The organism is Streptomyces sp. NPDC001292, from assembly GCF_042896465.1.
Lineage (GTDB): Bacteria > Actinomycetota > Actinomycetes > Streptomycetales > Streptomycetaceae > Streptomyces.
The window spans coordinates 34,969-46,817 of record NZ_JBIAXG010000044.1 but is presented as its reverse complement, the minus strand read 5'-3'; the positions used below and the strand labels follow the sequence as shown (position 1 = coordinate 46,817).

Annotated in this window: 12 protein-coding genes; 6 read left to right on the top strand and 6 right to left on the bottom strand. The window is 72.8% G+C overall.

Going from position 1 to position 11,849, the window contains the following annotated elements; genetic code table 11:
- Positions 1–259 precede the first annotated feature (259 nt).
- Entirely contained in the window at positions 260–1,432 is a 1,173-nt protein-coding gene (locus ACFY4A_RS33695) for an acyl-CoA dehydrogenase family protein (protein ID WP_390833127.1), read from the top strand.
- Here the strand turns inward: ACFY4A_RS33695 and ACFY4A_RS33690 are convergent.
- Positions 1,395–1,646 carry a hypothetical protein gene (locus ACFY4A_RS33690; protein WP_390833126.1) on the bottom strand — a complete coding sequence of 84 codons (252 nt, stop codon included), beginning with the start codon at positions 1,644–1,646 and terminating at the stop codon, positions 1,395–1,397. The two genes, ACFY4A_RS33695 and ACFY4A_RS33690, sit on opposite strands and share 38 nt — an antisense overlap.
- Before the next feature lie 179 nt (positions 1,647–1,825).
- Positions 1,826–2,272, bottom strand: a complete 447-nt coding sequence (locus ACFY4A_RS33685) for a hypothetical protein (RefSeq protein ID WP_390833125.1) — start codon at positions 2,270–2,272, stop codon at positions 1,826–1,828.
- Between the two features lie 234 nt (positions 2,273–2,506).
- On the opposite strand from ACFY4A_RS33685, the gene ACFY4A_RS33680 reads away from it, so the two are divergent.
- From ACFY4A_RS33680 to fxsA, 4 genes are all read left to right on the top strand, one after another.
- Positions 2,507–2,947, top strand: a complete 441-nt coding sequence (locus ACFY4A_RS33680; protein ID WP_390833124.1) for an Lrp/AsnC family transcriptional regulator — start codon at positions 2,507–2,509, stop codon at positions 2,945–2,947.
- Between the two features lie 127 nt (positions 2,948–3,074).
- The gene (locus ACFY4A_RS33675) at positions 3,075–4,679 is read left to right on the top strand and encodes an amidohydrolase (RefSeq protein ID WP_390833123.1); all 1,605 of its coding nucleotides are present in this window, start codon (positions 3,075–3,077) and stop codon (positions 4,677–4,679) included.
- Positions 4,680–5,226: 547 nt separating this feature from the next.
- On the top strand, positions 5,227–6,027 hold the full coding sequence (locus ACFY4A_RS33670; RefSeq protein ID WP_390833122.1) for a polyprenol monophosphomannose synthase: 801 nt from the start codon (positions 5,227–5,229) through the stop codon (positions 6,025–6,027).
- 41 nt (positions 6,028–6,068) lie between these two features.
- Complete coding sequence (gene fxsA, locus ACFY4A_RS33665; protein WP_390833121.1) at positions 6,069–6,626, top strand: FxsA family membrane protein; 558 nt, start codon at positions 6,069–6,071, stop codon at positions 6,624–6,626.
- A gap of 123 nt (positions 6,627–6,749) precedes the next feature.
- Here the strand turns inward: fxsA and ACFY4A_RS33660 are convergent, their stop codons facing one another.
- The 4 genes from ACFY4A_RS33660 to ACFY4A_RS33645 all read right to left on the bottom strand — a co-directional run bounded on the left by ACFY4A_RS33660 (position 6,750) and on the right by ACFY4A_RS33645 (position 10,241).
- Complete coding sequence (locus ACFY4A_RS33660) at positions 6,750–7,124, bottom strand: RNA polymerase-binding protein RbpA (RefSeq protein ID WP_003977404.1); 375 nt, start codon at positions 7,122–7,124, stop codon at positions 6,750–6,752.
- Between the two features lie 279 nt (positions 7,125–7,403).
- Positions 7,404–8,753 (bottom strand): MFS transporter, encoded by a 1,350-nt coding sequence (locus ACFY4A_RS33655; RefSeq protein WP_390833120.1) that lies wholly within the window; start codon positions 8,751–8,753, stop codon positions 7,404–7,406.
- 73 nt (positions 8,754–8,826) lie between these two features.
- The gene (locus tag ACFY4A_RS33650) at positions 8,827–9,594 is read right to left on the bottom strand and encodes a glycerophosphodiester phosphodiesterase (protein ID WP_390833119.1); all 768 of its coding nucleotides are present in this window, start codon (positions 9,592–9,594) and stop codon (positions 8,827–8,829) included.
- Positions 9,591–10,241, bottom strand: coding sequence for a YitT family protein (locus ACFY4A_RS33645; protein ID WP_390833118.1), 651 nt, complete (start codon positions 10,239–10,241; stop codon positions 9,591–9,593). The genes ACFY4A_RS33650 and ACFY4A_RS33645 overlap by 4 nt, the downstream gene beginning before the upstream one ends.
- A gap of 99 nt (positions 10,242–10,340) precedes the next feature.
- Here ACFY4A_RS33645 and ACFY4A_RS33640 point away from each other — a divergent pair, with 99 nt between their 5' ends.
- On the top strand, positions 10,341–11,840 hold the full coding sequence (locus ACFY4A_RS33640; protein WP_390833117.1) for a PLP-dependent aminotransferase family protein: 1,500 nt from the start codon (positions 10,341–10,343) through the stop codon (positions 11,838–11,840).
- Positions 11,841–11,849: the final 9 nt, after the last annotated feature.

The window sequence follows — 11,849 nt, the reverse complement described above, 5'->3', positions numbered from 1 at the left end:
TCGGGCACCCTAGGAGGACTAGACCAGTTGGTCAATGGTTCGGACCAATTTCAGACGCTCGGGATTTCTTGAAGTAAGCGGTCGTTAACCGGTGACGAGATGCCTCGGATCGGGCATACTCACAGCGCACAGCCGCTGGTCAGCAGCTTCCGTGACCCGGGATCGCCGACATCGGCTGGGCCCGAGAACGACCCCGGCGGAGCCGCCCCACCCATGGCGCACATCCGCCGATGTGCCCGAAAGGGAGGAGAGCGTCGCCATGCCCGACCGCGCCCCGCAGCCGGTGGACCGGCAACTGCCCACGGAGGAGGCCCGGGATCTGATCTCGCTCGTCCGCGACATCGCGCAGCACGAGATCGCCCCGAAAGCGGCCGAGGAGGAGGACGCGGGACGCTTCCCGCGCGAGGTCTTCACCCTGCTCTCCCGCTCGGGCCTGCTCGGCCTGCCCTACGACTCCGAGTACGGCGGCGGCGACCAGCCCTACGAGGTCTACCTCCAGGTGCTGGAGGAGCTGGCCGCGGCCCGTCTCACCGTCGGTCTCGGCCTGAGCGTGCACACCCTCGCCTCCTACGGGCTCGCCGCCTACGGCACCAAGAAGCAGCAGGTCGAGCACCTGCCCGCGATGCTGGGCGGCGGCCTGCTCGGCGCGTACGCCCTCTCGGAGCCGGCCTCCGGCTCCGACGCCGCCTCGCTGCGCACCAAGGCGGTCCGGGACGGCGACGGCTGGGTGCTCACCGGGACCAAGTCCTGGATCACCCACGGCGGGGTCGCCGACTTCTACACGGTGATGGCCCGCACCGGTGAGCAGGGCCCGCGCGGGATCACCGCCTTCCTCGTGCCGGGCGACGCCGAGGGCCTGAGCGCCGCGGCCCCGGAGAAGAAGATGGGCCTGAAGGGTTCGCCCACCGCGCAGATCCACCTCGACGGCGTGCGGGTCGGCGACGACCGGCGCCTGGGGGAGGAGGGGCAGGGTTTCGCCATCGCCCTGTCCGCGCTCGACTCAGGACGGCTCGGCATCGCGGCCTGCGCCATCGGCCTCGCCCAAGCCGCGCTGGACGAGGCGGTCGGCTATGCCGCCGGACGGCAGCAGTTCGGGCGGCCGATCTCCGACTTCCAGGGGCTGCGCTTCATGCTCGCCGACATGGCGACGCAGATCGAGGCGGGCCGCGCGCTGTACCTGGCGGCGGCGCGACTGCGGGACGCGGGCCTGCCGTTCGCGCGGCAGGCGGCCATGGCCAAGCTGTTCTGCACGGACACGGCCATGAAGGTGACCACGGACGCCGTCCAGGTGCTCGGCGGATACGGCTACACCACGGACTTCCCGGCCGAGCGCTACATGCGCGAGGCCAAGGTCCTGCAGATCGTCGAGGGCACCAACCAGATCCAGCGGATGGTCATCGCCCGTCACGTCGCGGGTCCCGAGAGCCGCTGAGCTGCGCGAGACCGGCCGGTGGCGCCGCCAGTCGGACCCACTCCGGGTCGTGACGTCCCGGCAGGGTGCGGCCCCGGTCGGCCCAGGCGCGCATCAGGTCGCGGTAGATCGGCGGGTCCGGTGGCTGCGGAGGTGCCGGCGGAACCGATTCTGCGGGCGGCGGCGGCACGAAGACGCGCCGCCGTCGTCCGGCTGCCGGATGCGTGGTGGTCATACTCCGGCAACGCGGCATACGGCGGGCAGGTCACCGCCCGGTGGAATCGAGCGTGAGTTCACCGGCGTCCGGGCCGGCGGCCTCCGGGGAACCGGGGGCGCTGTTCGGGCACCACGGCGGCCTGCGAGTCCCGGCCGTGGTGCACGGACGGATGCGGGTGCCCGGCGGTGCGGCGCCGCTCAGGCGGCGTACCGGCGCAACTGCGGCACGCGCATCGGGCGGGAGCCCGGGCCGCCGACGTGCGAGAAGGGCTGCATGCGCCAGTCGAGGCTCTGCGGGAGTGTCAACAGCAGCGCGGTGTCCTGCTCCTGCGGGCCGAAGGACTCGTCCGCGGGCCGGGCGTCGGACGCCCAACGCCCCGTACCGGCGCAGACCGTGAGCCCGAACGGGTTCCACGGCGAGGCGCACAGCGCGTGCTCCGGCAGAACCTCCTCGTCCGCCAGCAGGGCGATGGGCTGCGCGCACTCCGGGCAGATCACCCGGTACATCTCGAAGGTGTCGTAGGCGTCGGCTTCCGCGCCGTCCACGTCGTCCTCGGCCTCGGATTCCAGGCACTCCGGCTGGAACTCGACGACCGACTGGCCTCGCCTGGGCACAGAACGACCAGGGCGCTTGAGACTCTGCATGGGATTCTCCCCCTAAGGCTGGGCCGTGAAGGCGCTGCGGCCTCGACCACAGCAAGCACTTCCCGTCCGGTCTCGCCGGTAATCGCGAGAGCATCACGGAGGGGCTCCGGGACGTGTGGCGTTGGTCACATGCCGCTCGCAGGTGCCCGCCGTGGTGGGTTTGTCCGCCAACGGGGCACGACCCGGGCCGCTCGGCTGTCCCGGGAGTTCAGGCGCACTGTAGGTTCTTGCGCCATGGAGGAGCTGGACCGACAGATCGTGCAGCTGCTCGTCAAGGACGGGCGGATGAGCTACACCGACCTGGGCAAGGCCACCGGTCTGTCCACGTCGGCCGTGCACCAGCGGGTGCGGCGGCTGGAGCAGCGCGGTGTCATCCGCGGCTACGCCGCGGTCGTCGACGCCGAGGCCGTGGGGCTGCCCATGACCGCCTTCATCTCGGTCAAACCCTTCGATCCCAGCGCCCCCGACGACATCGCCGACCGCCTGGCCGGCGTCCCCGAGATCGAGGCCTGCCACAGCGTCGCCGGCGACGAGAACTACATCCTCAAGGTCCGCGTCTCCACCCCGCACGAGCTGGAGGAACTGCTGGCGCGCGTGCGCACGTTGGCAGGCGTCTCGACCCGCACGACGGTGGTCCTCTCCACCCCGTACGAGTCCCGCCCGCCCCGCGTCTGACCCAACCCGGCGCGGAAGACCCGTCCCGGGACACAGGGCAGGCTCGTCGGGGCGCCCGCGGTGGAGTTACGGCGGGCCGGGGTGACCTGCGTGCCGGGGGGTTCGGGGAAGGCGGGAGACTGGGGGCATGAGTGAGCGTGCTGTCGAGGTTCGGACCGTCCTTCTTCGCAGGGGCGAGATCCACAGTCCCGCCGATCCGTTCGCGACCGCCATGGTCGTGGAGGCGGGCCAAGTGGCCTGGGTCGGCTCGGAGGGGGCGGCCGACGCCTTCGCCGACGGTGTCGACGAGGTGGTCGACCTGGACGGCGCCCTCGTCACCCCGGCGTTCACCGACGCCCATGTGCACACCACCGCCACCGGCCTCGCGCTCACCGGTCTCGACCTGTCCGACGCGCCCTCCCTGGAGGCGGCGCTCGCCCTGGTACGGGACTTCGCCGCCGCCCGTCCGGACGACCGCGTCCTGCTGGGCCACGGATGGGACGCGGCCCGCTGGCCCGGCGGACGCCCCCCGACGCGCGCCGAACTCGACGAGGCCACCGGTGGCCGGCCGCTCTACCTCAGCCGCATCGACGTGCACTCCGCGGTCGTCACCACGGCACTGCTCGACCTCGTGCCGGGGATCCCCGGGCCCGTGGAGGGCCCGCTGACCGCCGACGCCCACCACTCCGTACGGGCCGCCGCGTTCGCCGCCGTCACCCCCGCCCAGCGCGCCGAGGCGCAGCGCGCCGCGCTCGCCCGTGCCGCCTCCCTGGGCATCGGATCGGTGCACGAGTGCGGCGGCCCGCGCATCTCCTGCGAGGACGACTTCACGGGCCTGCTGCGGCTCGCCGCCGAGGAACCGGGCCCCCGGGTCGTCGGCTACTGGGCGGAGGAGGACGTCGACAAGGCGCGCCGGCTGGGCGCCCACGGCGCCGCCGGCGACCTCTTCGTCGACGGCTCCATCGGCTCGCACACCGCCTGCCTGCACGCGCCGTACGCCGACGCCGCCCACACCGGCACCGCCTACCTGGACGCGGCCGCCGTCGCCGCCCATGTCGCCGCCTGCACCGAGGCGGGCCTCCAGGCGGGCTTCCACGCCATCGGCGACGCCGCCGTCACCGCGGTCGTCGACGGCGTGCGCGCCGCGGCCGAGAAGGTGGGCCTGGCCCGCGTCCGCGCCGCCAGGCACCGCGTCGAGCACGCCGAGATGCTCACGCCGGAGACCGTCGCGGCCTTCGCCGAGCTCGGCCTCACCGCGTCCGTACAGCCCGCCTTCGACGCCCTGTGGGGTGGCGAGGAGGGCATGTACGCCCAGCGCCTGGGCGCCGAGCGGGCACGGACGCTGAACCCCTTCGCGGCCCTGCTGCGCGCCGGCGTCCCCCTCGCCTTCGGCTCCGACAGCCCCGTCACACCGCTGGACCCGTGGGGCACGGTCCGGGCGGCCGCCTTCCACCGCACCCCCGAGCACCGTGTCTCCGTACGAGCCGCGTTCACCGCGCACACCCGCGGCGGCTGGCGGGCGGTCGGACGGGACGACGCGGGCGTCCTGGTGCCCGGCGTGCCCGCGGACTACGCCGTCTGGCGCACCGGCGAACTCGTCGTCCAGGCTCCCGACGACCGGGTCGCGCGCTGGTCGACCGACCCGCGTTCGGGAACGCCCGGGCTGCCCGACCTCACCCCGGGGGGTGACCTGCCCGTCTGCCTGCGGACCGTGGTGGGCGGACGGACGGTGTTCGTACGGCCGGGCGAGTGATCTCCCGTGGGCGCACGACGCCGCCCCGCGCCAGCCGCTCGGTCGTGCGACCTGCGCATCCTCCGCGCCGACCCAGCTGTTATGGGCGTTTGTACAGGTCAAGGCAGTGGTTGACAGGCGGCGGCAGCGGGCCGGTAGGTTCTGCCGGGTCCACCACCGGACGCCCGGCCGGGGAACTTCCGTACCCGCGTCGCGGCGCCGCTGGGTCAGGGACGGTGTGCCGCACCGGGTCACCGTCGCTGGGAGCCAGGCTCAGCGCCCGCGACCGCGGGGGAACGTTCCGGACGGTCGGCAAGGTGTGACCCCGGGTGGGGCCCGGGCGCTCAGTAGACAACGGCTTTCGGTCGATCCGCAGCCAGCGGGTCCCAGGTCGGCCCGAAGGGCGCCGGGCCCCCATCCGCCGCACGGCGGATCCGTGACACGATCGAAGCCGGCACTCTTACCCCGCTCTTGCGGAATCGACACCCCCGTACCCACGCGATGTCACGTCCTCGCAGGCCGGGGCCACTATGGTGGTCCACCTGCGTACGGACATGAAGGGGCAGCAGTGAACGACGGCGACGGCAACCCCGCGACCGGCTCCCGGGAGAGGCGACTCGGCCCGCTCGGCACGGCCTTGGTGATCATTCCGACCTACAACGAGGCGGAGAACATCAAGACGATCGTGGGCCGGGTGCGCACGTCCGTCCCCGAGGCGCACGTCCTCGTGGCCGACGACAACAGCCCCGACGGCACGGGCAAGCTCGCCGACGAACTGGCGGCCGAGGACGGGCACGTGCACGTGCTGCACCGCAAGGGCAAGGAAGGCCTCGGCGCCGCCTACCTCGCGGGGTTCCGCTGGGGCCTGGAGCGCGACTACGGCGTACTGATCGAGATGGACGCCGACGGTTCCCACCAGCCCGAGGAACTGTCCCGGCTGCTGACCGCCCTCAAGGGCGCCGACCTGGTCCTCGGCTCCCGCTGGGTGCCGGGCGGACGCGTGGTGAACTGGCCGAAGTCCCGCGAGTTCCTCTCACGCGGCGGCAGCACCTACTCCCGCCTCGCCCTGGACCTGCCCCTGCGGGACATCACCGGCGGCTACCGTGCCTTCCGCCGGGAGACGCTGGAGGGCCTGGGGCTGGACGAGGTCGCCTCGCAGGGCTACTGCTTCCAGGTCGACCTGGCCCGCCGCGCCGTGAAGGCCGGCTACCACGTCGTCGAGGTCCCCATCACCTTCGTCGAGCGTGAGCACGGCGACTCCAAGATGAGCCGCGACATCCTCGTCGAGGCGCTGTGGCGGGTCACCGCGTGGGGCGTGGGGGAGCGGGTGACCAAGATCACCCGCCGGGGCGGCAAGCCCCAGGCATAGCCCTTATCCGGGACTGAGCAGCCGCCAGGCACACTGGGAGCATGACGACTGGCGCTCCGACATCCTCGTACTCCGCCCGGCCCCGGCGCTCCCGGCCCCGCCGGTACCTGCCGCTGAGCCTCGCGGTGTGGATCGTGCTGGAGATCTGGCTGCTGACGGTGGTCGCCGGAGCGGCGGGCGGGTTCACGGTCTTCCTGCTGCTGGTCGCCGGCCTGGCCCTGGGCGCGGTGGTGATCAAGCGGGCGGGCCGCCGTGCCTTCCAGAGCCTCAACGAGGCGCTCCAGCAGGGCGGGGCCCCCTCCGCGCGCCGCGGTGGCAACGGCCTGATGATGCTGGGTGGCCTGCTGCTGATGATCCCCGGTCTGATCTCGGACGCGGTGGGCCTGCTCCTGCTGCTTCCGCCGGTCCAGCAGGCCGTGAGCCGCTTCGCCGGGCGGACCGTCGACCGCAGGCTGCGCGAGGCCACCCCCGGCACGCTCGGCGACGCCTTCCAGCAGGCCCGCATCCACCGCCCCGACGGCAAGGTGGTCCAGGGCGAGGTGATCAGGGACGAGCCGGCGGACGCCCCGGGTCAGCAGCGCCCGCCGCTGACCCGGTGACACCGGCGCACTCGCGCCACTGAAGAACCAAACATGGCAGCGGGCGCCGTACGTGGACGTACGGCGCCCGCTGCCATCGGCGTGCGTGGCGTGCGCTGCGAACCGGCCCGGCCTCGGCGGGGACTACGCGCTCTTGCGGCTGTCCCGGGGATGGACGGCGATGTTCATCGCGCCGGACCGCAGCACGGCGAGACGCTCCTCGAGGACCTCTTCGAGTTCCTCGCGGGTACGCCGCTCCATCAGCATGTCCCAGTGCGTACGCGCCGGCTTCGCCTTCTTCTCCTCCGGCCCGTCGCCATCCACGAGGAGTGCCTGGGCCCCGCAGACCTTGCACTCCCACTCCGGCGGGATCTCCGCCTCGACCGAGAAGGGCATCTCGAAACGGTGCCCCTTCTCGCATGCGTACTCCACGGCCTGGCGCGGGGCCAGGTCGATACCGCGGTCCGTCTCGTAGCTGGTCACCACGAGGCGCGTGCCGCGAAGAGCTCGCTCACTCATGAATCGTGCCTCCCGGGCTTGTCGCCCACAGGACAGGTGTCGCTGTCGTCGTCATCCGGTCAACGTCCGGTCGGCGGTAAAGATTCCCGTTCCGATCTCCCGTTCCGGGTCATGCGTCGCCGTCGTAGCCGCAGCCTTGTCAACCAGTGCAGTACCCACCGGCGCCCGGTTTGTCACATCTGTTAGGACATGTCACCCAGCGTTTCGGCATCTTCGACGCGCAGTAACGGTACGCCTGGCAGGCCAAACGCGTACACTACCGCCCTTTCGCCTTGAGCGCTAAATCCGATCGGGGACCGGATTGCCCGCGTCGCCGATCGCACGGCGCACCGGAACCCGGGCGAGCAGCACGAACCCGATCGCGAAGAACGCCACCAGCGAGATGATCGCGTCCCGGTAGCTGCCCGTCAGCTGATAGGTGATCCCGAACAGCAGCGGGCCCAGCCAGCTCATGCCCCGGTCGCTCATCTCGTAGGCCGAGAAGTACTCGGCCTCCTTGCCGGGCGGGACCAGGTGTGAGAAGAGCGACCGGGACAGCGCCTGGCTCCCGCCGAGGACCAGCCCGATCCCGGCGGCCAGCACGAAGAACCACATCGGCGCCCCGGCCGGCAGGAAGTACCCGGCCGCCAGGATGACCGCCCACGCGGCCAGCGAGCCGAGGATCGTGCGCTTGGCCCCGTACCTGTGGGCCAGCCTTCCCATGCCGAGCGCCCCCGCCACCGCCAGCACCTGCACCATCAGCACCGCCGTGATGAGCGTCGACTGGCTCAGGCCCAGCTCCAGGGAGCCGTACACCGAGGCCTGCGAGATCACCGTCTGGATGCCGTCGTTGTAGACGAGGTAGGCGAGCAGGAAGGACAGGGTGAGCGGTTTGCCCCGCATGTCCCGGACGGTGGCGGCGAGTTGGCGCCATCCGTGGACCGGTGCCGCGGCGGGGGCGGTGCGGCGGTCGCGCAGCCGCTTCAGCGGGACGAGCGTGAAGACACCCCACCACAGACCGGCCGAGGCCAGGCAGATGCGCACGGCCGTCGACTCGGAGACGCCGAAGGAGTCGTGAGCGGTGAACAGGACGAGGTTCGCCACCAGCACCAGGGAGCCGGCCGCGTAGCCGAAGGCCCAGCCGCGCGAGGAGACCGCGTCGCGCTCCCCGGGCGGGGCGATCTGCGGCAGGTAGGAGTTGTAGAGGACCATCGAGACGGCCACCGACGCGTTCGCGACGACCAGCAGCAGACCGCCCAGCAGATAGCGGTGGCCGTCCAGGAAGAACAGACCCGTGGTGGCGCCGGCGCCCACGTAGGCGGCGGCCGCGAGGAGCGGCTTCTTGCGGCCGGTGCGGTCGGCCGCCGCGCCGGCGACCGGCATCAGCACGATCGCCACGATGACGGACGCCGAGACGCAGTACGCGAAGAACGACCCGGCCCGCACCGGGATGCCCAGCGGGTGCACGAACCCGTCCGCGTCCGCCGCCGACTCGGCGACCGCCGTGAGATAGGGGCCGAGGAACACGGTGAGCACGCTCGTGGAGTAGACGGAGCACGCCCAGTCGTAGAAGTACCAGCCGCGCTGCTCGCGGCGCCGGTCGGCGGCCTCGTCGCCGGCTCGCCCTGCCCGCACGGTGTCACTGCCCACCCCGTGCCCTCACTTCCCCGCTGGTTCCCCTGTTGCCGACGGTTCGCGAAGCCGAACGGGGGTGTGCCGGGCCTCAGGCCCAGACACCCCGGTCCTCCATGACCTTGCGCAACGTGTCGATGTGGTCGGTCATGATGCCATCGACGCCGAGGTCCAGGAGCCGGTGCATCAGCGCTGGTTCGTTGATCGTCCACACGTGCACGTGCAGCCGGCGCGCATGGGCGGTGCGGACGAAGCGCCGGTCGACCACCGGGACGCCGTACTGGGAGACGGGCACCTGCGCGGCCACCGCGGACCGGCGCGGCACCGCCGGCAGGCCCCAGGAGCGCAGCCGCAGAGCCAGCACCCCGCGGGTGCCGTACGAGGTCGCGAGGCGCGGCCCGGCCAGCCGCCGCGCCCGGACCACGCGCGCCTCGGAGAAGGAGCCGACGCAGACGCGGTCCCAGGCGTTCGTCCGCTCGATCAGGTCCAGCAGGGGGCGCAGGGCGGGCTCCGCCTTGACGTCGACGTTCCAGCGGACCTCGGGGAAGGTCTCCAGCAGCTCCGCGAAGAGCGGTACCGGCTCACGGCCCGCCACGCGCGCCTGGCGCACGTCCTCCCACGGCAGGTCCGCGATCCGGCCCGCGCCGTCGGTCACCCGGTCCAGGGTCGCGTCGTGGAAGGCGACGAGCCGGCCGTCCGCCGTGGCGTGGACGTCGGTCTCCATGTAGCGGTAGCCCAGTCCGGCCGCGTGCCGGAACTGCGCCACGGTGTTCTCCAGCCCGTCGGCCGCCCCGCCGCGGTGCGCGAACGGGATGGGCCCCGGATGGTCGAGGTACGGGTGGCGTACGGGCGTGGTCACGGACGCAGTATCGCTCGTTCGGGTGTCCCGGCGGCAACGGTCTTGTCTCCGGCCGGCGCCGGAAGGGCGAACACCCGCAGGAAGAGCTGGGCCAGGGGGCCGATGGACACCGCGTACAGCACCGTGCCGACGCCGATCGTGCCGCCGAAGGCGAAACCGATGACGACGACCGCCACCTCCACGGCCGTCCGCATCAGGCGGATCGAGCGTCCGGTGCGCTGGTGCAGCCCCGTCATCAGCCCGTCGCGGGGGCCGGGTCCGAAGCGGGCGGCGATGTAGAGGCCGGTGGCCACTCCGTTGAGCACGATGCCCGCCAGGAGCAGCGGAACGCGGACGGCCAGGGCGCGGGCGTCGGGCACCAGGGCGAGGGCGCCGTCCATGGCGAGGCCGATGACGAAGACGTTGGAGACCGTGCCCAGGCCGGGACGCTGGCGCAGCGGGACCCACAGGAGCAGCACCACCGCGCCGACGACGATCGACATCACGCCGATCGTCAGGCCCGTCAGTTCGGACAGGCCCTGGTGCAGCACGTTCCACGGTTCGAGGCCCAGGCCCGCCCGGACGAGGACTGCGGAGCTCGCGCCGTACAGCGCGAGGCCGATGTACAGCTGGATCAGTCGTCGCCCTAGGCGGGCCGGTATGGACAAAGTGTCCCCCCTGCTGGTGAAGTGGCCTGGTGGATGACACTCTGTGGCGTGGGGAGATTATCCATCCATGGCCAATTCGAGGAAGGTGGACTGGTCGTCATGGCGCAGTGGACCTCGGCGGTGGGAGCCGCGCAGCTCGCTCGGCTGCTCAAGTCCCAGCAGGACCGCCCGGCGGGCCCGGGCTCACGCCGCCCGCCCGCCTACCGCGCGCTCGCCGACGGCATCCGGGTTCTGGTTCTCGAAGGCCGTGTCCCGGTGGCCGCCCGGCTGCCCGCCGAGCGCGAACTCGCCCTGTCCCTCTCCGTCAGCCGCACCACGGTCGCCGCCGCCTACGAGGCCCTGCGCACCGAGGGCTTCCTGGAGTCCCGGCGGGGCGCGGGCAGCTGGACCGCGGTGCCGGCCGGGAATCCGCTGCCGGCGCGCGGACTGGAGCCCCTGCCGCCGGAGGCACTGGGCTCGATGATCGACCTCGGCACCGCAGCCCTGCCGGCCCCGGAGCCGTGGCTCACCCGCGCCGTGCGGGGCGCGCTGGAGGAACTGGCGCCGTACGCCCACACCCACGGCGACTATCCGGCCGGGCTGCCCGCACTGCGGTCGATGATCGCCGAGCGGTACACCACGCGCGGGATCCCCACCATGCCCGAGCAGATCATGGTGACGACGGGCGCCATGGGTGCCATCGACGCCATCTGCCACCTCTTCGGGGGCCGCGGCGAGCGCATCGCCGTCGAGTCGCCGTCCTACGCGAACATCCTTCAGCTCATGCGGGAGGCGGGCGCCCGGCTCGTGCCCGTGGCCATGGCCGAGGGACTCACCGGGTGGGAACTGGACCGCTGGCGCCAGGTGCTGCGCGAGGCCGCGCCCCGGATCGCCTACGTCGTCGCCGACTTCCACAACCCGACCGGCGCGCTCGCCGACGAGGAGCAGCGGCGGAAGCTGGTGGAGGCGGCCCGCTCGGCGGGGACCGTGCTCGTCGTCGACGAGACGATGAGCGAGCTGTACCTGGAGCCGGGGCTGGAGATGCCGCGGCGGGTGTGCGCCTTCGACCCGGCCGGATCCACGGTGATCACCGTCGGCTCGGCCAGCAAGGCCTTCTGGGCCGGGATGCGCATCGGCTGGGTGCGGGCCGCCCCTGATGTGATCCGCAGCCTGGTCGCCGCGCGGGCCTACGCCGATCTGGGCACCCCCGTGCTGGAGCAACTGGCCGTGAACTGGCTGTTCAGCACCGGAGGGTGGGAGGAGGCCGTGGAGGTCCGGCGGGGCCAGGCCCGCGGCAACCGGGACGCCCTGGTCGCGGCGGTCCGGCGCGAGCTGCCGGGCTGGGAGTTCGAGGTACCCGGCGGCGGCCTCACGCTGTGGGTGCGCACCGGCGGCCTGTCGGGCTCTCGCATCGCCGAGGCCGGCGAGCGGGTCGGCGTCCGTGTCCCCTCCGGCCCGCGCTTCGGCGTCGACGGCGCCTTCGAGGGCTATGTCCGCCTGCCGTTCACGGTCACGGGGGCGGTGGCGGAGGAGGCGGCGACGCGGCTGGCGGCGGCGGCCCGGCTGGTGGAGGCGGGGGCCTCCGGGGGGAGCGAGTCCCCTCGCACCTTCGTCGCCTGAGCGCTGCCC